The sequence below is a fragment of the Streptomyces sp. NPDC044002 genome (assembly GCF_056434525.1).
In genome coordinates this window covers 81,054-103,297 of the sequence record NZ_JBWKEZ010000024.1, presented here as the reverse complement: position 1 = coordinate 103,297, position 22,244 = coordinate 81,054, and the positions used below count along the sequence as shown (strand labels likewise).

17 protein-coding genes are annotated in these 22,244 nt (G+C 71.6%); 10 read left to right on the top strand and 7 right to left on the bottom strand.

Translation table 11 applies throughout. The annotated features are described in order from the left end of the window. Positions 1 to 150: 150 nt before the first annotated feature. Positions 151 to 1,215 (bottom strand): uroporphyrinogen decarboxylase, encoded by a 1,065-nt coding sequence (gene hemE / locus AC07A6_RS19645; protein WP_478777876.1) that lies wholly within the window; start codon positions 1,213 to 1,215, stop codon positions 151 to 153. Positions 1,216 to 1,306: 91 nt separating this feature from the next. Between hemE and AC07A6_RS19640 the strand changes: the two genes are divergently transcribed. The 3 genes from AC07A6_RS19640 to AC07A6_RS19630 all read left to right on the top strand — a co-directional run bounded on the left by AC07A6_RS19640 (position 1,307) and on the right by AC07A6_RS19630 (position 4,324). Then, the gene (locus AC07A6_RS19640) at positions 1,307 to 1,963 is read left to right on the top strand and encodes a DUF3000 domain-containing protein (RefSeq protein WP_362461297.1); all 657 of its coding nucleotides are present in this window, start codon (positions 1,307 to 1,309) and stop codon (positions 1,961 to 1,963) included. A 286-nt stretch (positions 1,964 to 2,249) separates the two neighbouring features. Then, a complete protein-coding gene (locus AC07A6_RS19635) occupies positions 2,250 to 2,912 on the top strand; it encodes a helix-turn-helix transcriptional regulator (protein ID WP_007267191.1) in 663 nt (220 codons plus the stop codon). Between the two features lie 125 nt (positions 2,913 to 3,037). After that, a complete protein-coding gene (locus AC07A6_RS19630; RefSeq protein WP_478777875.1) occupies positions 3,038 to 4,324 on the top strand; it encodes an HRDC domain-containing protein in 1,287 nt (428 codons plus the stop codon). 61 nt (positions 4,325 to 4,385) lie between these two features. Here AC07A6_RS19630 and AC07A6_RS19625 read toward each other — a convergent pair whose 3' ends face one another. Further along, a complete protein-coding gene (locus tag AC07A6_RS19625) occupies positions 4,386 to 5,555 on the bottom strand; it encodes an alpha/beta hydrolase (RefSeq protein WP_478777874.1) in 1,170 nt (389 codons plus the stop codon). Between the two features lie 320 nt (positions 5,556 to 5,875). Between AC07A6_RS19625 and AC07A6_RS19620 the strand changes: the two genes are divergently transcribed. Further along, positions 5,876 to 7,102, top strand: a complete 1,227-nt coding sequence (locus tag AC07A6_RS19620; protein WP_125814944.1) for a thiolase family protein — start codon at positions 5,876 to 5,878, stop codon at positions 7,100 to 7,102. Then, complete coding sequence (locus tag AC07A6_RS19615; protein ID WP_362461284.1) at positions 7,099 to 9,237, top strand: 3-hydroxyacyl-CoA dehydrogenase NAD-binding domain-containing protein; 2,139 nt, start codon at positions 7,099 to 7,101, stop codon at positions 9,235 to 9,237. Before AC07A6_RS19620 ends, AC07A6_RS19615 begins: the two co-directional genes overlap by 4 nt. A gap of 66 nt (positions 9,238 to 9,303) precedes the next feature. On the opposite strand, the gene AC07A6_RS19610 is transcribed toward AC07A6_RS19615, so the two are convergent. Together AC07A6_RS19610 and AC07A6_RS19605 are read right to left on the bottom strand one after the other, a co-directional pair. Then, positions 9,304 to 11,043 carry a polysialyltransferase family glycosyltransferase gene (locus tag AC07A6_RS19610; protein ID WP_478777873.1) on the bottom strand — a complete coding sequence of 580 codons (1,740 nt, stop codon included), beginning with the start codon at positions 11,041 to 11,043 and terminating at the stop codon, positions 9,304 to 9,306. Continuing rightward, positions 11,040 to 12,014: a glycosyltransferase family 2 protein gene (locus AC07A6_RS19605; protein ID WP_478777872.1), complete on the bottom strand. Its 975-nt coding sequence runs from the start codon at positions 12,012 to 12,014 to the stop codon at positions 11,040 to 11,042. The genes AC07A6_RS19610 and AC07A6_RS19605 overlap by 4 nt, the downstream gene beginning before the upstream one ends. A 274-nt stretch (positions 12,015 to 12,288) precedes the next feature. Between AC07A6_RS19605 and AC07A6_RS19600 the strand changes: the two genes are divergently transcribed. The 4 genes from AC07A6_RS19600 to AC07A6_RS19585 are packed head-to-tail and all read left to right on the top strand — an operon-like array spanning position 12,289 to position 16,344. Next, positions 12,289 to 13,563 carry a DUF6716 putative glycosyltransferase gene (locus tag AC07A6_RS19600; protein WP_478777871.1) on the top strand — a complete coding sequence of 425 codons (1,275 nt, stop codon included), beginning with the start codon at positions 12,289 to 12,291 and terminating at the stop codon, positions 13,561 to 13,563. Positions 13,564 to 13,600: 37 nt separating this feature from the next. Continuing rightward, on the top strand, positions 13,601 to 14,359 hold the full coding sequence (locus AC07A6_RS19595) for an acylneuraminate cytidylyltransferase family protein (protein WP_478777870.1): 759 nt from the start codon (positions 13,601 to 13,603) through the stop codon (positions 14,357 to 14,359). Positions 14,360 to 14,365: 6 nt separating this feature from the next. Next, positions 14,366 to 15,283: an N-acetylneuraminate synthase family protein gene (locus AC07A6_RS19590; protein WP_478777869.1), complete on the top strand. Its 918-nt coding sequence runs from the start codon at positions 14,366 to 14,368 to the stop codon at positions 15,281 to 15,283. Further along, positions 15,280 to 16,344: a hypothetical protein gene (locus AC07A6_RS19585; protein WP_478777868.1), complete on the top strand. Its 1,065-nt coding sequence runs from the start codon at positions 15,280 to 15,282 to the stop codon at positions 16,342 to 16,344. The genes AC07A6_RS19590 and AC07A6_RS19585 overlap by 4 nt, the downstream gene beginning before the upstream one ends. Here AC07A6_RS19585 and AC07A6_RS19580 read toward each other — a convergent pair. Beyond that, positions 16,318 to 17,445 carry a PLL family lectin gene (locus AC07A6_RS19580; protein ID WP_478777867.1) on the bottom strand — a complete coding sequence of 376 codons (1,128 nt, stop codon included), beginning with the start codon at positions 17,443 to 17,445 and terminating at the stop codon, positions 16,318 to 16,320. The genes AC07A6_RS19585 and AC07A6_RS19580 overlap by 27 nt on opposite strands. Before the next feature lie 91 nt (positions 17,446 to 17,536). Between AC07A6_RS19580 and AC07A6_RS19575 the strand changes: the two genes are divergently transcribed. Next, positions 17,537 to 18,640 carry an LCP family protein gene (locus tag AC07A6_RS19575; RefSeq protein WP_478777866.1) on the top strand — a complete coding sequence of 368 codons (1,104 nt, stop codon included), beginning with the start codon at positions 17,537 to 17,539 and terminating at the stop codon, positions 18,638 to 18,640. A 13-nt stretch (positions 18,641 to 18,653) separates the two neighbouring features. On the opposite strand, the gene AC07A6_RS19570 is transcribed toward AC07A6_RS19575, so the two are convergent. Together AC07A6_RS19570 and dxs are read right to left on the bottom strand one after the other, a co-directional pair. Then, positions 18,654 to 20,150, bottom strand: a complete 1,497-nt coding sequence (locus AC07A6_RS19570; protein ID WP_362461260.1) for an amino acid permease — start codon at positions 20,148 to 20,150, stop codon at positions 18,654 to 18,656. 102 nt (positions 20,151 to 20,252) lie between these two features. Further along, positions 20,253 to 22,169: a 1-deoxy-D-xylulose-5-phosphate synthase gene (gene dxs / locus AC07A6_RS19565; protein ID WP_478777865.1), complete on the bottom strand. Its 1,917-nt coding sequence runs from the start codon at positions 22,167 to 22,169 to the stop codon at positions 20,253 to 20,255. Positions 22,170 to 22,244 lie beyond the last annotated feature (75 nt).

Below are 22,244 nucleotides of genomic sequence, written 5' to 3'. Positions count from 1 at the left end.
GCCGAACGCCGGCGGGGCTGGATTTCGCGCAGCGAAATTCCAGCCCGCGCGGCGTTTGAGCGCAACGGGGTCAGGGGCGGAGCCCCTGGGAACGGAGGAAGGGCGGGGCGGGGAGCAGCGCCGCAGGCACCGCACCCCGCCCCGTGACGGCTAGCGCTGCGTCCGGGTGTGGACGTAGTCCACCAGGCGGGTGAGCGCGTCCGGGTCGGTCGTCGGCAGGACGCCGTGGCCGAGGTTGAAGACGTGGCCCTCCAGGCCGGCCGCGGCCGCCAGGACCTCGTCCGTCTTGGCCTGGACGGCCTCCGGGGTGGAGAAGAGGACGGCGGGGTCCAGGTTGCCCTGGAGCGCCTTGCCGGGGCCGACGCGGCGGACGGCCTCGTCCAGCGAGACGCGGTAGTCGACGCCCATGACGTCCGCTCCGGCCTCGCCCATCAGGCCGAGGAGCTCGCCCGTGCCCACGCCGAAGTGGATCCGCGGGACGCCGTACGAGGCGACGGACTCCAGGACCTTGGCGGAGGCCGGCATGACCGAGCGGCGGTAGTCCGCCGGGGCCAGGGCGCCGACCCAGGAGTCGAAGAGCTGGACCGCGGAGGCGCCGGCCTCGATCTGGACCTTGAGGAAGGCGGAGGTGATCTCGGCGAGGCGGTCGAGCAGCTCGGCCCACAGCTGGGGGTCCCCGTACATGAGGGCCTTGGTGTGCTCGTGGTTCTTGGACGGGCCGCCCTCGACGAGGTAGCTCGCGAGGGTGAAGGGCGCGCCGGCGAAGCCGATCAACGGCGTGCCGCCCAGTTCACCCGTGAGCATGCCGATCGCCTCGGTGACGTACGGGACGTCCTCCGGGGTGAGGTCGCGCAGCTGTGCGAGGTCCTCGCGGCGGCGGATCGGCTGGGCGACGACCGGGCCGATGCCCGGCTTGATGTCGAGGTCGACGCCGATGGCCTTCAGCGGGACCACGATGTCGGAGAAGAAGATCGCCGCGTCCACGTTGTGCCGCCGCACGGGCTGCATGGTGATCTCGGTGACCAGGTCGGGGCGCATGCAGGACTCCAGCATGGCCGTGCCCTCGCGCACCTTGCGGTACTCGGGGAGTGAGCGGCCGGCCTGCCTCATGAACCACACCGGCGTGTGGGGTACCGGCTCCCGCCGGCACGCCTTCAGGAAGGCGGAATCGTACGTCTGGCTCGGCGGGCCCTGGGGGCGGTCGTTGGCGCTCACGACCCAAATCTTCGCACGTATGAAGAAGTGCCCGGCCCGGCGCGGGTGTCCCTGCGCCGCAGGGGCGCTCGTTCCGCCTAGTCTTCCCGGCATGGCTGCGGCTCAGGGACGATTTTCAGATGGCGCCGAGGGTACGGACAGCGCGAAGGAGAGTTCGGTCCCGCTCCCGTTCCGGCGGGCGGTGGACGGCTTGCGCAAGGCGCGGCTGCGGCCCGGGATCGAGATCGAGCCGGTGAAACCGCCCCAGCGGCTGGCGCCGTACGCGTACGCGCTGGAGGCGGCGGTCGTGGACGGGGAGGACGACCTGGCCGACGGCCGGCTGATCCTGCTCCACGATCCGGCCGGGCACGACGCCTGGCAGGGCACGTTCCGGCTGGTGACGCTGGTGCGGGCGGAGCTGGAGCCGGAGATGGCGGCGGATCCGCTGCTGGCGGAGGTGTGCTGGTCCTGGCTGACGGGTGCGCTGGAGGCGCGCGGGCTGGGGTACGGGGAGGCGAGCGGCACCGTCACGATGGCGGCCTCGCACTACTTCGGCGGGCTCGCGGAGCGGCGTCCGGCGACCCAGATCGAGATCAGGGCCTCGTGGACGCCGCGCGAGGGGGTGGGCGGGGTGCCGGACACGACCGCGCACCTGGCGGCCTGGTGCGAGCTGCTGTGCCAGATCGCGGGGCTGCCGCCGGTGGGGCCGACGGACAACGTCACGGGCGTGGTGTCGCTGCCACAGCGGCGCGGTCCGCACCACCCGTAGCCGGGCGGCCCGAGGGGGCCGTACGGGCCCGTCCGGCGCCCGCGTGCGCACCCGTGACGACCGGTCGTTGTCATAACGGTGCGTCAGAACGGCGCGTGCCGGGCGGCCTTCTGATCATCCCTTGATCGATCGTGCGTCCGAATTGCCCGAATTGTTACTCACCAAATCGTGATCATTCCCTAAAGCCGGGTGGGTGACGTGCCGAAGGAGTCAGTGACCATCCGCACGGTGCGAACCGGCTTCCTTCCCCGAGCCGGCCGTCCCGCCACTCCCCCAGGAGGCCTAGGTGTCCGTTCTTCTCGAGCAGCCCGCAAGCCTGGTCGCCTACCGCCCGAACAAGCCGACGGCCATGGTCGTCGTGGCCGACCCGCGCGTCCGTTCCACCGTGACCCGCCATCTGTGGGCCCTCGGAGTCCGTGACGTGATCGAGGCGTCGTCCATCGCGGAGGCCCGCCCCCGCGTCGGCAGCCCGCGCGACATCTGCGTGGCCGACGTACACCTGCCCGACGGCTCCGGTCTCACCCTGCTCTCCGAGACCCGCGCCGCGGGCTGGCCGAACGGCCTGGCCCTGTCCGCCGCCGATGACATCGGTGCCGTGCGCAACGCCCTCGCGGGCGGGGTGAAGGGCTACGTCGTCACGGGTACGCGGACCAACATCGGGCTCCCCACCCGGCCCGGCGCCGCCCCCATCGGCGCCGCCGCCGCACGCATGCACCGCCGCCCCCCGGGTGCCCCGAGCCACCCGGGCGGCTACCGGGAGCTCTCCGGCCGCGAGGTCGAGGTCCTGCGCCTCGTCGCGGAGGGCCAGTCCAACAAGGCCATCGGCGTCTCGATGGGCCTGTCCGCCCTGACCGTCAAGTCCCACCTCGCCCGGATCGCCCGCAAGCTGGGCACCGGCGACCGGGCCGGGATGGTCGCCGTCGCACTGCGGACGGGGATCATCCACTGATCCGTCCCGAGGCTCCCGGGCGAACCGCCCGGAGGCCCCGGGAACCGGCCGCCGTTCTCCCCTTCGCGCCCGTCGACGGAACGTTCCGGCGACGGGCGCGTCACATACACGGATACCCTTTACCGGTGACCGACGCCCAAGAGACCGCAGCACACCTGCGCACCACCACCGGGGGCGGCCCCCCGGACGCCGAGGTTCCGTCCAATGGGCAGCCGACGCCGATCCCCTTGCTGGAGCCCCGTGAGGGCATTCCACCGGTCGTCGCCGACGCCGACGCCCTCGCCCGGGTCGTCGCGGCCTTCGCCGCCGGCACCGGGCCCGTGGCCGTCGACGCCGAGCGCGCCTCCGGCTACCGGTACGGCCAGCGCGCCTACCTCGTACAGCTGCGCCGCGAGGGCGCGGGCTCCGCGCTCATCGACCCGGTGGGCTGTCCGGACCTGTCCGGGCTGGGCGAGGCGCTGTCAGGTACCGAATGGATCCTGCACGCCGCCACCCAGGACCTGCCGTGCCTGCGTGAAATAGGCATGGTGCCCACCTCGCTCTTCGACACCGAGCTGGCCGGCCGCCTGGCGGGCTTCCCCCGGGTCGGACTCGGCGCGATGGTGGAGAGCGTCCTCGGCTACGCCCTGGAGAAGGGGCACTCCGCCGTCGACTGGTCCACCCGCCCGCTCCCCGAGCCCTGGCTGCGCTACGCCGCGCTCGACGTGGAGCTGCTGGTGGACCTCCGGGACGCGCTGGAGAAGGAACTGGACCGGCAGGGCAAGCTGGAGTGGGCCCGCCAGGAGTTCGACGCCATCGCCTCGGCCCCGCCCGCCCCGCCCCGCAAGGACCCGTGGCGCCGCACCTCCGGCATGCACAAGGTGCGCCGCCGCCGGCAGATGGCGGTCGTCCGGGAGCTGTGGGAGTCCCGCGACCGCATCGCGCAGCGCCGGGACGTCTCCCCCGGCAAGGTGCTGGGCGACGCCGCGATCGTGGAGGCGGCCCTCGCCCTCCCCGTGAACGTGCACGCCCTGTCGTCCCTGCCCGGGTACGGGCAGCGGATGGGCCGGCGCCAGCTGGACCAGTGGATGGCCGCCGTGGACCGGGCGAAGGCCCTGCCCGAGAACGAGCTGCCGCAGCCCGGTGCGTCCCCCTCCGGCCCGCCCCCGCCGCGTTCCTGGGCGGACAAGGACCCGGCCGCCGCGGCCCGGCTGGCGGCGGCCCGTACGGCCGTCTCGGCGCTGGCCGAGCGGCTGAACCTGCCGCAGGAGAACCTGGTCACCCCGGACACCGTGCGCCGGCTGTGCTGGGAGCCCCCCAAGCGGCTCGACGCGGACACGGTGGCGCAGGCCCTGGCCGGCCACGGCGCCCGCCCCTGGCAGATCGAGCAGGTGACCCCGGTCCTGGTCACGGCCCTGGCCGCGACCGCCTGAGCCCGTCCCGACGAAAGCCCCCGGCCGCGGCCGGGGGCTTTCGCGCTGTCCGCGCGCCGTCCTAGAGGACCGGCAGCACGGTGACCTCGTCGTTGCCGTCCAGGTGGAAGCTGCCCTTCTCCCTCCCGAACACCTTGCCGTTGTTGAGCCACTGCTTGGACATCGTGTGCAGCGTCGTGCGCCGGCCCTCCCACACCATCTGGTGGCTGGCGCAGGAGACCCTGAACATCAGCTTCTTCTGGCCCGGGATGCCCTTGTAGAACTCGGTGACCGATGCGACCCCGGCGGTCACCGTCCTGTCCAGGTCGCCGTACACGATGCACACGGGGACCGGGCCGCCGAGCGTGCCATGGAGCGTCACGGTCTTCTTGTTCCAGCCCCACCAGTAGGTCTGGCGCTGGCGGCTCACCCCCTCCGTCCCGCCTCCCGGCAGCGGCTTCCCCCAGGTGCGGCCCTCGCTGTCGCTCGCCATGATCGCTTCCCAGACCATGTCCACCGCACCCGGCGCCTGCTGGCCCGGGCAGTCGGGGCTGAGCTCCCTCTCCCAGGCCGCCTTCAGCCCTTCCTTGAGGCCGAGGGCCATGGGGTACGGCGGGGTGTCGAGCGGCATGTAGGCCGGGGCGCCGAAATCGGTCCCGGGGGCGCTGTCCGGACCGTTGGGCGTGAACCCGGGGGCCTGGAACATCAGGCTCCTGACGTTGCCCTGGTGCTGGATCGCGTACGGGCCCATCGCGAACGCGGCGGCGGAGTTGCCGATCATGTCCACCTGCTGCACACCGTGGAGGCGCTTGATGTACTCGACGACCGTGTGGAGCTCGTCCCAGTCGCTCTGCGAGTTGCCCAGCTGGTGGGGGTAGGAGGGTTCACAGGGGGAGGTCAGCGGGAGGTTGGGGTACATGACGCGGTCGTGCTGGGCCGGGTTGGCGTTGCACGCGTATTCCATCTTCGGGCGGGGCGAGCGCCCCATCCCCTGGAGGTCCATCATGAACACGTCGTAGCCGGCGTGCGCCAGCACCCTGGACCAGCTGTAGTCGCCGAGGCCGATGTCGTAGACGGCGAGCACCGGCACGGTCCTGCCGTGCAGCATCAGGACGGCGCGGCGCTTGTCTGCCGGAGCGTTCGGCGGGGTCCCGTCGTACTCCCGGACGAAGAGATTCACGAGCTTGTCGCGGTTGGCGGGGACGGTCGACTTGTGCTCGACCGCGTGGTCGGTGTGCCTGATGGGCGGCATGCGGGACTCCGTTCCGGCGGCGGCTGCCCGCGGGCGGGCGCTCCGGGCGCAGCCAAGGATCGGGGCCGTGGGGAGGCCGGGCCCGGAGCCGGGCCGGGCGGACGGCCCGGACGACCCCATCAGGGCGTCCCGCCGGTCCGATCGGCCGGGCGCGCGCGAGGGGCGCGCGGACCCGGGAGTGTGACCTTCGCCGCTGTTCGGGGAGGGGGTGTGCACGTCGGTTACCGACAAGTAGCATGGCCGGGTGAGCGGGCGCTCAGCCATACCGGCCGGGCCGCCCCCGCGCAGCAGCGCCATCCCGTACCTGGAGGAGAGCCAACGTGCCTCGTACCGTCAGGGACGTCGTCTTCGTCGACGGCGTCCGCACCCCGTTCGGCAAGGCGGGCCCGAAGGGCATCTACCACGAGACCCGCGCCGACGACCTCGTCGTGAAGGCGATCCGGGAGCTGCTGCGCCGCAACCCGGACCTGGACCCCAAGAAGATCGACGAGGTCGCCATCGCCGCGACCACGCAGATCGGCGACCAGGGCCTGACGCTGGGCCGCACGGCCGGCATCCTCGCGGGCCTCCCGCAGTCCGTCCCGGGCTACTCCATCGACCGCATGTGCGCCGGCGCGCTGACCGCCGTGACCGCCGTCGCGGGCGGTGTGGCCTTCGGTGCGTACGACGTCGCCCTCGCCGGCGGTGTCGAGCACATGGGCCGCCACCCCATGGGCGAGGGCGTCGACCCGAACCCGCGCTTCGTCTCCGAGAAGCTGGTCGACGAGTCCGCCCTGTTCATGGGCATGACCGCCGAGAACCTGCACGACCGGTACCCGACGATCACCAAGCTCCGCGCCGACGAGTACGCCGTGCGCTCGCAGGAGAAGGCCGCCAAGGCGTACGCCGACGGCAAGATCCAGCAGGACCTGGTCCCGATCTCGGTGCGCAACACCAACGAGGCCGCGGGTGAGACGGGCTGGGGCCTGGTCACCACCGACGAGCCGATGCGCCCGGGCACCACGCTGGAGAACCTGGCCGGCCTGAAGACCCCGTTCCGTACGCACGGCCGGGTCACCGCGGGCAACGCCGCCGGTCTCAACGACGGTGCCACCGCCGCGATCATCGCGTCCGAGGACTTCGCCCGCGAGAACAACCTCCCGGTCAAGATGCGCCTCGTCTCCTACTCCTTCGCGGGCGTGGAGCCGGAGGTCATGGGCTACGGCCCGATCCCGGCGACCGAGAAGGCCCTGGCCCAGGCCGGCCTGACGATCGACGACATAGGCCTGTTCGAGATCAACGAGGCCTTCGCGGTCCAGGTCCTCGCGTTCCTGGAGCACTACGGCATCGCCGACGACGACGCCCGCGTGAACCAGTACGGCGGCGCCATCGCCTTCGGTCACCCGCTGGCCTCCTCCGGCGTCCGCCTGATGACGCAGCTGGCGCGCCAGTTCGAGGAGCAGCCGCACGTCCGCTACGGCCTGACCACCATGTGCGTCGGCTTCGGCATGGGCGCCACGGTCATCTGGGAGAACCCGAACTTCAACGCCGAGGGAGACTCCAAGTGAGCACCACCGCTGAGCTCCTGAAGGGCGCGGCCGAGCTGTTCCCGGACGAGGTCGTCACGTCCGCGCACGTCCGCCACCTGGACCTGCCGTTCGGCGCCGGGCGCTTCGCGCTCGTCACGCTGGACAACGGCTTCGACCACACCAAGCCGACCACCTTCGGCCCGCAGTCCCTCGCCAACCTGAACGCGGCGATCGACCAGGTCGAGCAGGAGGCCGCCGCCGGCTCCATCGTCGGCGCGGGCATCACCGGCAAGCCGTTCATCTTCGCCGTCGGCGCCGACCTCAAGGGCGTCGAGCTGCTGAAGAAGCACGACGAGGCGCTCGCCATCGGCAAGGGCGGCCACGACGTCTTCAAGCGCCTCTCCGCGCTGGCCGTCCCCACCTTCGCGTACTACAACGGCGCGGCGATGGGCGGCGGTGTCGAGGTCGGTCTGCACTGCTCCTACCGCACCGTCTCGAAGGCCATCCCGGCCTTCTCGCTGCCCGAGGTCTTCCTCGGCCTGGTTCCGGGCTGGGGCGGCTGCGCCATCCTCCCGAACCTGATCGGCGCGGAGCGCGCGGTCTCGGTGATCATCGAGAACTCGCTCAACCAGAACCGCCAGCTCAAGGGCAAGCAGGTCTTCGAGCTCGGCATCGCCGACGCGATCTTCGAGGGCGCCGACTTCCTGGAGCAGTCCCTGATCTGGACCGCGAAGGTCCTCAAGGGCGAGACCGAGGTCGTGCGCGCCGAGGTCGAGCGCGGCGAGGCCTGGGACGCGGCCGTCGCCAAGGGCCGCGCCATCGCGGACTCCAAGGTGCACGGCGCCGCTCCGGCCGCCTACCGCGCGCTGGAGATCATCGCCGCGGCCAAGGACGGCGACCTCCAGGCCGGCTTCGACGCCGAGGACAAGGCCCTGGCCGACCTCATCATGGGCGGCGAGCTGCGCTCGGGCATCTACGCCTTCAACCTGGTCCAGAAGCGCGGCAAGCGCCCGGCCGGTGCCCCGGACAAGTCCCTGGCCCGTCCGGTCACCAAGGTCGGCGTCGTCGGCGCGGGCCTGATGGCCTCGCAGCTGGCGCTGCTGTTCCTGCGCCGCCTGGAGGTGCCGGTGGTCCTCACCGACATCGACCAGGAGCGCGTGGACAAGGGCGTGGGCTACGTCCACGCCGAGATCCAGAAGCTGCTCGGCAAGGGCCGCATCAACCAGGACAAGGCCAACCGCCTGACCGCCCTGGTGACCGGCGTCCTGGACAAGGCCGAGGGCTTCGCGGACGCGGACTTCATCATCGAGGCCGTGTTCGAGGAGATGTCCGTCAAGCAGAAGGTGTTCGCGGAGGTCGAGGCGGTCGCCCCGGCGCACGCGATCCTCGCCACCAACACCTCCTCGCTGTCGGTGTCGGAGATGGCCTCCAAGCTCCAGCACCCGGAGCGCGTGGTCGGCTTCCACTTCTTCAACCCGGTCGCGATCCTCCCGCTGCTGGAGATCGTCCGCGGTGAGCAGACCGACGACGCCTCGCTGGCCACGGCCTTCGGTGTCGCCAAGAAGCTGAAGAAGACCGCCGTTCTGACGAAGGACGCCCCGGCGTTCGTCGTGAACCGCATCCTGACCCGCTTCATGGGCGAGATCCAGAACGTCATCGACGAGGGCACCCCGGTCGCCACGGCGGAGAAGGCCATCGAGCCGCTCGGCCTGCCGATGTCCCCGCTGGTGCTGCTGGAGCTCGTCGGTCCGGCGATCGGCCTGCACGTGTCCGAGACGCTGAACCGTTCCTTCCCGGAGCGCTTCACCGTCTCCCCGAACCTCAAGCGGGTCGTCGAGGCCGGCAAGCGCGGCTTCTACGTCTACTCCGCCGAGAACGGCTTCAAGCCGGAGCTGGACCCCGAGGTCGCCGCCCTCCTGGTGCAGGGCGACTCCGTCCTCACCGAGGAGCAGGTCCGCGACCGCGTCCTGGACGCGGTGGCGCAGGAGATCGGTCTGATGCTGGAGGAGGGTGTCGTGGCCGAGGCCCAGGACATCGACCTCTGCCTCATCACCGGTGCGGGCTGGCCCTTCCACCTGGGCGGCATCACCCCGTACCTGGACCGTGAGGGCGTCTCGGAGCGGGTGAACGGCAAGAAGTTCCTCGCCCCGGGTGTCGCCAGCGTCCCGGCGTAACACCGCGCGCAGCAGAACGGAGGGCCCGTCCGCACCACCTGGTGCGGGCGGGCCCTCCGCGTACGTCTACCTGCGGCCGAGCCGGCCGGTCTTGACCAGGCGCTGGGCCGCCGGGGAGTCCGGGTTGATGCCGAGCGCCCGCCGCCCCGCCGTCAGGCGCAGGTCGTCGCCGCGCTTGCCCAGCTTGGCGGCCGTCTCCGCGATCCGCAGCCACACCATGGCGCGCCCGCTGTCGGCGGAGACCTCGGCGGCCCGTTCGATCAGCTGCCTGGCCCGGTCGGTCTCCTTGCGGCGGATGTGGGCCTGGGCCATGTTGAGGAGCAGTTCGAGGTTCTCCTGTTCGGCGAGCAGGCGCGCGCCGACCTCCAGGACGCCCTGGTCGTCCTTGGCCTCGACGAGCGAGGCGAAGCCGCTCATCGAGACGTCGGTGACGGGCGCCTCGTCCGGCTCGCGGCGCTCCCCGGTGCTGCGCAGGGTCCAGCCCAGGCCGCGCCGCCACTTCCAGGTGCGCGGGCCGGGCAGTTCCAGGCGGGTGCGGGTGCGTTCGTTGAAGTGCATGGACAGCTCGGGGCGCTCCTCCCACCGGTCGACGGCCGCGGCGATGTACGCCTCGGCCACCGGGCGCAGGAAGCCGAACCGCTTGGGCTGCATGCAGTAGCCGACGGCCTGGACGTACGGGGTGACCTCGGTCCGGATGTGATCGGCGTCCAGGATCCGGTCGGCGGGGGCCGCCTCGGGGTCCTCCAGGTCGGGGACCAAAGCGTGGGTGAGGGTGGCGGGGATGCGGTTGCTGTTGGCGTACGGGCGCATGCGGCGTACGACCTCCAGGGCGCCGGTCTGGGCGACGGGGATCCCGTACAGGGCGCGGGCGGTGAACAGGCCGGTGGAGAAGCAGCCGATCACCCGGCCGGGGCGCAGGTACGCGAAGACGGTCTCGGCGAGGACCGGGACGTCCAGCACGAGGAAGGGGACGCCGGCCTCGCGGGCCGCCGCGGCGAGGGCGTCGGAGAGGGCGGAGGGGGCGCTGGGGTGGGGTTTGAAGACGACGGAGGTGTGGCCGAGCCGCACGGCGTGCTCGAACATGCGCCGGTGCAGGTCCTCTTCCTCCTCCTCGGTGAGGATGCCGAGGGGGGAGAGGTACTGGCCGAGGAGGAGCGCGGTCCCCGGCCCTCCCCCGGCGAGCTGCCGCGGGATCACCCGGTCGAGGATGGGGCGGCACTCCTCGGTGAGCTCCGCCATCAGTTCGAGCACGGCGCCGGTGTGCACGGGCTGCGAGGGGATCCCGTACTCGGTGAGGAGCATGGGCAGCAGGGCCGGGACGAGGTCGAGGTAGAGGACTTGGCCGATCCGGCCGTGGAGGGGGCGGGGCAGGTCGTTGCGGGTGGGGCCGTAGCTCATGACGCCGTCGGCGTACACGGCGAGGGTGGCGTCGGAGAAGATCTTGCAGAGCGTCTGGGCGGGCTTGACCTGGATCGACTCGACGACGAGTTCCAGGGGGCCGGGCCGGATGGCCATCTTCTCCGCCATCACCGTGCGCCAGAGGGGGGCGTCCTCGTCGCGGGGGGCCCACACCGCCGGGTGGAAGGGGTAGATGAGGTCGTTCCAGTAGACGACCCGGTGGAAGCGCTTGAGGACGGCGGCGGCGCCGGGCATGTGGTGCAGCGGGGTGGCGACTTCGGGGATGTCGACGTTGTTGCAGACGAGCAGGATCCGCTCGCGGTCGTCCCGGCCGAGCTGCCCGGCGTCGATGGCGGCGGCCACCGTCATGGCGCCGTAGAGGGTGGAGGCGGCGAATATCCGGGTCATCGGGCGGCGGCGCCCTGGTGCTGCGACATGAGTTCCCTGAGCTTGGTCACGCGTGCGGAGTCCATTCCCGCCAGGGTCCCTTCGAGGATGTCCTGGGGGAGGTCGAAGAGGATCTGCGCGCCGCGTGCGCGCAGCAGGTCCCGGGTGAGTTCCTCGTACTGCTCCTCGCGGCCCAGATGAATGACGATGAGCGCGCACAGCGTTCGCATGGCCTTGAACGAGAGTTCATATCCGCGCGGGTGGTGGGAGAGCTCGTCGAAAATCATCCGGAAGGCGGGGAGGAAGTCCAGCTGCCGTTCGTCGGGGACCTTGGTGAGGGATGTGGACACGTCGCGGCGGTAGAAGATGCCGTGGAGGTCGACCACTCCGAAGGACCGCATCCGCAGGTGCAGCTTGTAGAACCACGGGCGGTCCTCGGCGGTGCGCAGGCTCTCGTCGAAGAACAGCGCGTCGGCCTCCCGCAGCCGTTCGCGGTCGTAGATGCCGGCCCAGGACTGCGGGTAGTCCATGAAGGTGGAGGCGTCGACGGGGCCTATGTAGTCGGCGGGATCGAGCGGGAGGGCCCTCGGCGCGAGCGGCGCCATGACGATCTTCCGCTTTCTTCCGTATACGCGGACGTGACCGGTGCGCAGGAAATCCACGCCCGACTCGCTCATCCAGCCGACCAGTTCGGCGAGATATCCGGGGGCGTACCAGTCGTCGCCGTCGAGGAAGGTGAAGAACCGGCCGCGGGCGGCGGCGAGGCCGATGTTACGGGTGGCCGAAATGCCCAGGTTCCGCTCGTTGCGGATCAGCACGGCACCGGGAATCCCGGGGACCATCTCCCGCAGGATCTCTGACGTGCCGTCGGCGGAGCAGTCGTCGACGACGATGAACTCGAAGTCCTCCCGGGCATTGAGCGCCAAGGACTTCAGCGCCGTCCGGCAGAACTCCCGGACGTCACACATCGCGACGATTACCGAAAGGGTCACCACCGGAAGCACTCACCTTCTCCCCATTGCCCACACACGTCCGCCGAAGCCGCACGGACGGACCGGACATCATGATAAGAGCGCCCGGAGAGGCACCCGGATCCTCCGGGTGTGACGTACAACTCCCCGGGCCGTCGAAGCCTTTCCGTGACACATAAGGCTCAGGTGAGCATGTAGGGTCTATGGGGCCCGGCGGCAGTCCCGCCCCTCGCCCGCGCCGGCCGCGGGCACGCCGACGGCAGTTGGGCTCCGCCGACCGACCGGGAATCACCAAGTGCGCATCCACGTGCTCGCAGACTCCGACACCCGCTGGAAATGGGGCGCGGGGCTGGCGGTGGGCCTGGCTCCGGGCAGCGAGGTGCACGCCCACATGCTGCGCGGCCGCAGTACGCCGACCGCGCGCCAGCTGGCGGAGGTCGGCATCACCCCCGCCTCGATCACCGAGGCCACGCTCGCCGGTTTCGCGGCGGCGCCGGAACTCGACGGAGCGGATCTGATCATCCTGGGCACGGTCGGCGGCGCCACCCACGCGGCCCTGCACGCGCTCGCCCGCCGGTTCGCCGGGGCGCCGCGGCGGCCGGTGCTGATGACGGGTTACGTGGGCGTCGTCTACGAGAAGATGGCCGACGGGCTCCTGCTGCGGGCCGGGGCCGACATCGTCCTCGCCAACAGTCCTTTCGACCGGCGCCGTTTCACCGAGGTGTACGAGCCGCTCGGAATTCCAGTTTCCTGCATCGTCCAGACGGCGCTGCCCTTCCTCGACCAGAGGCCTTACGACGCGAACCGCACGCACGCCGCCCACCCCTATACCGTGTGTTTCGCCGTCCAGCCGTCGGTGCCCGCCGACCGCAACGGTCGCCTTTACATGCTGCGCCGCGCGATATCCCACGCGCGGCTGCGCCCGGGGCGCGACGTACTGATCAAACTCCGCAGCAAGCCGGGGGAGGCGACCACCCATGTGGAGGCCTTCCACTACCAGGTGCTCGCGGAACAGCTGGAAGAGCCGCTGCCGCCCAATCTGCATTTCGTCTACGGAAACATGTCGGACACCCTCGACCGCACCGACCTGCTCGTGACGGTCAGTTCCACGGCCGCCCTGGAATCGATGCACCGGGGAATGCCGACCGCCATCCTCAGCGATCTGGGAGTCCGCGAAGTCCACGGAAACCACTATTTCACCGGTTCCGGGTGCGTCACCGACTGGACCGCGATAGACGAGGGCGACGCCCCGCTGGCGGACGAATCCTGGACGGCCGACCAGGGAATCCGCGCGGTGAATCCGTACGGGGAACTGCGCCACCGCATCGATCAGTTGCGGGGCGCCGCGCTGCCGCCGATATCCCCGTACTACACGGCCGACAGCGCCCCCGAATACGTGGGCACGCTGCTGCGCCGCCGCGGGCTGAACCCGGACGGCTCCCCCGGTGCGGCCGCCGCCCGCCGCCCGAGCGGCCCCATGCGGCGCACCTCCCGCCGCGTGCTGAAGGTCGCCTACCAGTTCGGGGTGCAGCGCGTGGCCCCGAAGATCCAGCAGTGGGGCGGCGTGTGACCGCCCCCGTCGTACCGGCACCCCAGGGGGAAGCCTCGTGAACGTCACCGCCGTCATACCCGCCCGGGGCGGCTCCAAGGGCATCCCCGGCAAGAACACCGCCGAGGTCGGCGGGGTACCGCTCGTCGCGCGGGCGGTCCTCGCCTGCCGGGGCGCCGCCCACGTGACCCGGGTCGTGGTCTCCACCGACGACGCGGCGATCGCCCGCGCCGCCCGCGCGGCGGGCGCGGAGGTCGTCGACCGCCCGGCGGAGCTGGGCTCGGACCGGGCGTCCAGCGAGTCCGCGCTGCTGCACGCCCTGGACGTGCTGGAGGAACGTCACTCCGAGCCCGTGGACGTCCTGGTCTTCGTGCAGTGCACCAGCCCCTTCACCACCCCGGAGGAGGTCGAGGAGACCGTGCTGGCCGTGGTCCGGGGCGGCGCCGACTCGGCGTTCACCGCTGTGCCCTTCCACGGCTTCCTCTGGGGCACCGGGCCCGCCGGGGCGGAGGCCGGCCACCACGCGCACGGCGTCAACCACGACAGCTCCGTACGCCTGCGCCGCCAGGACCGCACCCCCGAGTACCTGGAGTCGGGCGCCGTCTACGCCATGCGCGCCGACGGCTTCCGCCGGCACGGCCACCGCTTCTTCGGCCGGACCCAGCTCGTCCCCACCGCCCCCGAGCGGGCCATCGAGATCGACGAGCCCGGCGACCTCGACCGGGCCCGGGCCCTGGCCCCCCTCCTCGACCTCCCTCAGACCCCGGCGGCCCCCGCGTCGCCGGACCCCTCGCAGTACCCCGGAAAGGAACTCTGAACAGTGGTGCACAGCAGCCGAATCCGCCGCATCGGGAACAAGGAGGTCGGCCCCGGCCGGCCCACCTACGTGATCGGTGAGATCGGGATCAACCACAACGGTGAGCTCGCCAACGCCCTCGCGCTGATCGACGCGGCCGCCGACGCGGGCTGTGACGCCGTCAAGTTCCAGAAGCGCACCCCCGAGGTATGCACCCCGCGCGACCAGTGGGACATCGAGCGGGACACCCCCTGGGGCCGGATGACGTACATCGACTACCGCCACCGCGTCGAGTTCGGCGAGGACGAGTACCGGGCCATCGGCGAACACTGCGCCGAGCGCGGCATCGACTGGTTCGCCTCCCCCTGGGACACCGAGGCCGTGACCTTCCTGGAGAAGTTCGGCGTCCCGGCCCACAAGGTGGCCTCCGCCTCGCTGACCGACGACGAGCTGCTGCTCGCCCTGCGCGCCACCGGCAAGACGGTGATCCTGTCCACCGGCATGTCCACCCCGCAGCAGATCCGGCACGCCGTGGAGGTGCTGGGCAGCGCGAACGTCGTCCTGCTGCACGCCACCTCGACGTACCCGGCCAAGGCCGAGGAGCTCAACCTGCGGGTGATCAACACGCTCCAGGACGAGTACCCCAACGTCCCGATCGGCTACTCCGGCCACGAGACGGGCCTGCAGACCACCGTGGCCGCCGTCGCCCTCGGCGCGTGCGCCGTGGAGCGGCACATCACCCTGGACCGCGCGATGTGGGGCTCCGACCAGGCCGCCTCCGTCGAGCCGGGGGGCCTGGCCCGCCTGGTCCGCGACATCCGCACCATCGAGACCGCCCTCGGCGACGGCGTCAAGCGGGTCTACGCCTCCGAGCTCGGCCCCATGAAGAAGCTCCGCCGGGTCCAGGGCACCCTGCCCGCCGAGGGCGTGACGGCCTCGGCATGAGCGACACCCTCGCCCTGGTGGAGAGCCCGGCTCAACTACTGAACGTCCTGGAGTGGGCGTACGTCCACCCGGGCGAGGCAGCGTCCCTCACCATCGCCGTCCTCCAGCCGGTGGACCCGCGTTCGCGCGCGCAGGTCCGCCGGCTGTGCCGGTTCGCCTCCCAGTCCAAGGTGGTCTGGCGGCGCTACGAGGTCCGGGCCGGCTATCTGGGGCGGGCCGGGGAGCTCGTCCGCCTGGGCCGTGCGGTCGCGTCCGCCCGGCGCCTGGTGATCGGCGACCTGTTCTCCCGTACGATCCAGCTGCTGCTGCCGCGCTCCAAGGCCCGCGAGGTGGTCGTCGTGGACGACGGCACCGCCACCACCGAGCTGGTCAGCCTGCTGACCTCCGGCGGACAGCTGACCCGCTGGCACCAGGGCGAGCTCAAGCCCTCCGCCAAGGGCGGCCCGGTCAACCGCTGGCTGGCCCGGGAGGAGCTGGAGCGCGCCGTCTTCTTCACCTGCATGCCGGTCACCGCGCCGCCCGGCACCGAGGTGCGGCCCAACGACTACGCCTGGAGCCGTGCCACGTTCGGTCCGGTGCGGGTGCGGGCCGGGGCCGACCTGGCGGGCAGCTCCCTGGTGGAGACCGGGGTCGTCGACGAGGACCGGTACATCGACGCGGTCGGCTGGATCGCCCGCCACCGGTCGGCGGGCCGCTACTTCGCGCACCGCAGGGAGAGCGGGTCCAAGCTGGAGCGGATCGCCGGCCTCACCGGCATGGAGATCGTGCACCCCGAGCTGCCGCTCGAACTGACCGCGCTCACCGAGCCCATCGGCCGGTCCCTGCTGACCTTCGCGTCCACCATCGCCTACACCCTGCCCATCGTGCTGGGCGGCTCGCCCGTGCGGGTGGAGCTGTGCGACATCGACGACGCCTGGATCACCCCGGACACCGCTGAGCGGTCGGTGGACTTCCTGCGGCGGATATCGGCGCTGGCGGTGGACCGGCACAACCTGACGAGGATCCCGCCGCAGGGGCGGCGGTGGCCCGAGCCGTCACAGGCGCTGCCAGCGGCCCAGTGACAGCCCGGAGTTGTCCTTCTGCCGGCTGACCAGCAGCTCGCCCCGGGCGCTGACGCAGGCGATGACGAGCAGGCCCCGGGCGTCGAGGGCGAGCGCCGGTGAGCCCGGCCCCTCCTCGCCGATCTCGGTCCACCACAGCCCCGCCGCCTCGTGCTCCGTGGGGTACGCGGCGAGGGCGGTGCGCCCGTTCACGCCCCGGTGGGCCAGCACCGTGCAGTCGTAGCCGTCGACCAGTGCGCGGACGGCCGCGACCGCGCCGGTGCCCGGCCCGCCGCCGAGCGCCAGCACCCCGGCGCCCTCCCGGCAGGCGAACACCCCGCTCCCGTCGGCGGCGTGCCAGAAGTGGGTGACGCGGCCCGGGGAGGTCTCCAGGGTGCGCACCGAGCCGTCCTGGGCGGGGTACGGGACGTCCCCGGCCCGCTCCACCGGGCCGCCGGGCGCGCTCTGGGTCCAGCGGGAGAGGCCCTTCTCGCCGGGCGCGGCCAGCCAGACGCGGCCGTCGGCGGTGGAGTCGGCGGTGATGCCCTCGAAGGCCTTGCTGCCCCGCAGGTCCTCCCAGGCCTGCCAGTTGCCCTTGCTGTCCTGGCGCCTGAGATGGACTCCGCGGCCCGCGTTGCGGACGAAGAGGTGGGGCGTGCCCAGGGCGTCGACCGCCAGGGCGGGCGGGCCGCCGCGGTGCGCCGTCCCGGCCCGCTGGTAGAGGGTGCCGAGGGATTCCCAGGGGCCCAGCGGGCGGCCGCTCTGGTACTGCACCGCGTGGTGGTAGGTGACCGTCGCGGCGTCCCCGGTCCCGGTGCGGCGCCGGCCCGCGAAGTGGGCGTACCCGTCCGGGCCCTGGCCCACCGCGAGGTCGGTCAGGCCGTCGGCGGGCAGCAGGTCGGGGCCGCTCCAGCCGGGGCCGCCGGGGGCGCTCTCGGTCCAGCGGAGCAGGCCGTTCTCGGCGCGCGCGTAGGCGGTGAGCCGGCCGTCCTTGCCGGTGAGGAGCCAACGGCCGGTCAGGGGGCCCAGGGCCGTGGTGTTCCGGTCGCGTGCGGGGGAGCCGGCGGCGCCGGAGGGCTGCTCGGGGGATCTGTCCGAACCGCGCCTGGATCGCGTCGCCATGGAACCGCAGCAACCCTTCCGCTTCGTCGTTCGAACAGATTCAGGATACCCCGGGGCTCCCGGGCGGCCCCCTGCGTCTATGTTGTAGCCCGTGACCTCAGACTCCACCGCCGGCACGAAGCCGCCCCGCTCCCGCGCCTCCCGGATCCGGCGGGGGCTCGCCTGGACGGCGGCCGTGGTGGTCCTCGGCGCGGCGGGGTCCGGCTGGTGGGTCTACGGGCACCTCAGCGGGAACATCGACAGCGTGGACCTGGACCAGGCCATCGGCAGCGACAACCGGCCGCCGAAGGTCGTCGAGAACGCGCAGAACGTCCTGGTCCTCGGCTCCGACTCGCGGGCCGGGGCCAACGGCGAGCTCGACCACGGCGACGTCGGCGGGGCCCGCTCCGACACCGCGATGCTGGTGCACATACCCGAGGGCCGGTCCAGGGCCACCGCGGTGAGCATCCCCCGCGACACCCTGGTCACCCGGCCCGAGTGCAAGGACGGGGACGGCGCCATGGTTCCCGAGGCCCGCCGGGTCATGTTCAACTCCGTCTACTCGCTGGCCGGTCCGGCCTGCGTGGTCAAGACGGTGGAGCAGCTGTCCGGGATCCGCGTGGACCACTTCGTCGAGGTGGACTTCGCCGGCTTCAAGGGCCTCGTCGACGCCCTGGGCGGGGTCACCGTCACCCTCGACCAGCCGATGACCGGCGCGAAGGGCGGCCTCAAGCTGGACGCGGGGACGCACCGCCTGAACGGCACCGACTCGCTGAAGTTCGTACGGACCCGCTACGGCTACGGCGACGGCAGCGACCTCGGACGCATAGGCCTCCAGCAGCAGTTCATGCTCGCGCTGCTCGCCGAGGTCAAGAACCAGGACGCCCTCGGCAATCCGGCGCGGCTCTACAAACTGGCCGACGCGGCCACCAAGTCGCTGACCACCGACTCCGATCTGGCCTCGCTCACCGCGCTGTCCGAGTTCGCGCGGAGCATGCGGGGCGTGGACCCGTCCACGATGGAGACCATCATGCTGCCGGTGGCCTACGACAAGGTGGACCCGAACCGGGTCGTGGTCGCACAGGAGCAGGCCTCCCAGCTGTGGGAGGCCCTGCGCAACGACCGGAAGGTGCCCGCCTCCGCGAAGGACTCCCCCGCCAAGGGCGGCGGCCCGGGCGCCAAGTCCCGCGCGCCCGGGCCGTCCCCGTCGTCCTGACGTCCTTCCGCTCCTAGTACTCCGCGTCCTGGCCGACCTGCGCGAGGCGGCTCTTGCGCTTGCCGTACAGGAAGTAGACGACGAAGCCGATGACCATCCAGATGCCGAAGCGGACCCAGGTCTCGGCGGGCAGGTTGAGCATCAGCCAGAGCGAGGCCGCCATCGACAGGATCGGGACCACCGGCACCCACGGGGTGCGGAAGGACCGGTGCAGGTCGGGGCGGGTCTTGCGGAGGATGATCACGCCGAGCGCCACGATGACGAAGGCGAACAGGGTGCCGATGTTGACCAGTTCCGCGAGCTTCGCCAGGCTGGTGAACCCCGCGATGACCGCGATGATCCCGCCGAGGAGCAGCGTCGCCCGGTAGGGGGTGCGGTACTTGGGGTGGGTGACGGAGAAGACGCGCGGCAGCAGTCCGTCACGGCTCATCGCGAAGAACACGCGGGTCTGGCCCAGCAGCAGGATCATGCTGACCGTGATCAGGCCGACGGCCGCCCCGAGGCTGATGGCACCGGAGAAGAACGGCTGGTTCACGGACTTGAAGGCCTCGGCGAGCGGTGCTGTCGGCGACATCTCCGCGTAGTACTGCATGCCGGTGACGACGATGGTCACGGCGACGTACAGCAGCGTGCAGATGAGCAGCGAGCCGAGGATGCCGCGCGGCATGTCCCGTTGCGGGTTCTTGGTCTCCTCGGCCGCGGTGGCCACGACGTCGAAGCCGATGAAGGCGAAGAAGACCAGGGATGCCGCGGTGAAGATGCCCATGACGCCGAAGTTGGTGGGCTCGTACCCGAACAGCAGCTGCACCAGTGGTGCCGTCCAGCCGCTGCCTCCCTCCTGCGGCTTCGCCGGGGGGATGAACGGCGAGTAGTTGTCGGCCTTGATGAAGAACAGGCCCGCGATGATGACCAGCAGCACCACGAAGACCTTGATGGCGACGACGACCGCGGTGATCCGGGCCGACAGCTTGGTGCCGACGACGAGGATCGCGGTCAGGACGAGGACCAGCAGGAAGGCCATCAGGTCGAAGGTGCCGCCCGCATCGGGTCCGGACAGCGCGACGGGCATGTCCCAGCCGAGGTTCGTGTGCATGAGGTGGCGTACGTATCCGGACCAGCCGACGGCCACGACGGCCGTGCCGAGGGCGAATTCGAGGACCAGGTCCCAGCCGATGATCCAGGCCGGCAGCTCGCCGATCGAGGCGTACGCGAACGTGTACGCCGATCCCGCCACCGGGACGGTGGAGGCGAACTCGGCGTAGCAGAGGGCCGCGAGTGCGCAGACGACGCCCGACACCACGAAGGAGAGCGCGGTGGCGGGGCCGGCGTTGTTGCGGGCCGCGATGCCCGTGAGGACGAAGATGCCGGTACCGATGATGACGCCGACACCGAAGACCGTCAGGTCCCAGGCGGAGAGCGATTTTCGGAGCGCGTGCTCCGGCTCCTCCGTGTCACGGATGGACTGTTCCACCGTCTTGGTGCGGAACGGGCTGTTGAGATCCGTGCTCACCGACGCACCTCCCAAGAAGTACGCGAACGGGCCGGGAGGCCCACCCTTCAAGGGTGATCTCCCGGCCCGTGACGTGCAACCGCGCGATCCGGCCCGTCGCGGCTAGTCGACGGCGGCGGCCGGCTCGCTCTCGAAGCGGCCGTCCAGCTTGGCGACCAGACCGGTGACCTGGCGGGCGATGTCCGGGGCGGTCAGGCCGATCTCGGCCATGATCTCCTTGCGCTGCGCGTGGTCGAGGAAGCGCTGCGGGATGCCGAAGTCACGCAGCGGTACGTCGACGCCGGCGTCGCGCAGGGCCTGCGAGACGGCGGCGCCCACACCGCCGGTGCGGCCGTTGTCCTCGACGGTGACGACGACCCGGTGGCGCTCGGCGAGCGGGGCGAGGGCCTCGTCCACCGGCTTGACCCAGCGGGGGTCGACCACGGTGGTGGAGATGCCCTGCTTGTCGAGCAGGTCGGCGATCTCCAGGCACATCGGGGCGAGCGCGCCGACGGAGACGAGGAGTACGTCCGGCCGGGTGACCTCGGGGGCCGGGGTGCGCAGGACGTCCATGCCGCCGATCCGGCCGACGGCCGGGACGGCCGGGCCGACGACGCCCTTGGAGTAGCGCACGACGGTCGGGGCGTCCTTGACCTCGACGGCCTCGCGCAGCTGGGCACGCAGCTGCTCGGCGTCGCGCGGGGCGGCCAGCCTGAGGCCCGGGACGACCTGGAGGATGGACATGTCCCACATGCCGTTGTGGGAGGCGCCGTCGTCGCCGGTGACGCCGGCGCGGTCCAGGACGAAGGTGACTCCGCACTTGTGCAGGGCCACGTCCATGAGGACCTGGTCGAAGGCGCGGTTGAGGAAGGTGGCGTAGACCGCGAAGACCGGGTGGACGCCGCCGGTGGCGAGGCCGGCGGCCGAGGTGGCCGCGTGCTGCTCGGCGATGCCGACGTCGTAGATGCGGTCCGGGAAGGTGTCCGCGAACTTCTTCAGGCCGACCGGGTGGAGCATGGCGGCGGTGATGCCGACGATGTCCTCGCGCTCGTGGCCGAGCTTGACCATCTCGTCGGCGAAGACGGAGGTCCAGCTGGCGGCGGCGGTCTTGACCGGGAGCCCGGTGTCGGGGTGGATCGGGCCGATGCCGTGGAAGCGGTCGGCCTCGTCCTGCTCGGCGTGCGTGTAGCCGCGGCCCTTCTGGGTGAGGCAGTGCACGATGACCGGCCCGCTGAAGCGCTTGGCGCGCTGGAGGGCGGACTCCAGGGCCTCGATGTCGTGGCCGTCGATGGGGCCGATGTACTTCAGGCCCAGGTCCTCGAACATGCCCTGCGGGGCGATGAAGTCCTTGAGGCCCTTCTTGGCGCCGTGCAGGGTCTCGAAGAGCGGCTTCCCGACGACGGGGGTGCGCTCCAGGATCTCCTTGCCGCGGGCCAGGAAGCGCTCGTAGCCGTCCGTGGTGCGCAGGGTGGCCAGGTGGTTCGCGAGGCCGCCGATGGTGGGGCCGTACGAGCGCTCGTTGTCGTTGACGACGATGACGAGCGGGCGGTCCTTGGCGGCGGCGATGTTGTTCAGCGCCTCCCAGGCCATGCCGCCGGTGAGCGCGCCGTCGCCGATGACGGCGGCGACGTGGTGGTCCTCTCGGCCGAGCACCTCGTTGGCCTTGGCGAGGCCGTCGGCCCAGCCCAGCACCGTGGAGGCGTGCGAGTTCTCGATCACGTCGTGGTCGGACTCGGCGCGCGAGGGGTAGCCGGACAGGCCGCCCTTGGCGCGCAGGTCCTTGAAGTCCTGGCGGCCGGTGAGCAGCTTGTGGACGTAGGCCTGGTGGCCGGTGTCGAAGAGGACCTTGTCCTTGGGCGATTCGAAGACCCGGTGCAGGGCGATCGTCAGTTCGACCACGCCGAGGTTGGGGCCGAGGTGCCCGCCGGTCTTGGAGACGGCGTCGACGAGGAAGGACCTGATCTCTGCCGCGAGCTGGTTGAGCTCCTCCTGGCTGAGCCGGTCCAGATCGCGCGGTCCCTTGATGCGGGTCAGCAGCACCCGTGCCTCCTTGCAGTTGCTTGCTGGTCTGTCGAGTCTAATGTTCCGCTCGCGAGGGCGGTCATCGGGCGGTAC

Excerpts from the sequence above, each read along its gene's own strand:
- AC07A6_RS19640 (WP_362461297.1), top strand. The coding sequence starts at position 1,307 with ATGGCTGCGGCTCAGGGACGATTTTCAGATGGCGCCGAGGGTACGGAC.
- AC07A6_RS19625 (WP_478777874.1), bottom strand. The coding sequence starts at position 5,555 with ATGCCGCCCATCAGGCACACCGACCACGCGGTCGAGCACAAGTCGACC.
- AC07A6_RS19610 (WP_478777873.1), bottom strand. The coding sequence starts at position 11,043 with ATGACCCGGATATTCGCCGCCTCCACCCTCTACGGCGCCATGACGGTG.
- AC07A6_RS19585 (WP_478777868.1), top strand. The coding sequence starts at position 15,280 with ATGAGCGACACCCTCGCCCTGGTGGAGAGCCCGGCTCAACTACTGAAC.
- AC07A6_RS19580 (WP_478777867.1), bottom strand. The coding sequence starts at position 17,445 with ATGGCGACGCGATCCAGGCGCGGTTCGGACAGATCCCCCGAGCAGCCC.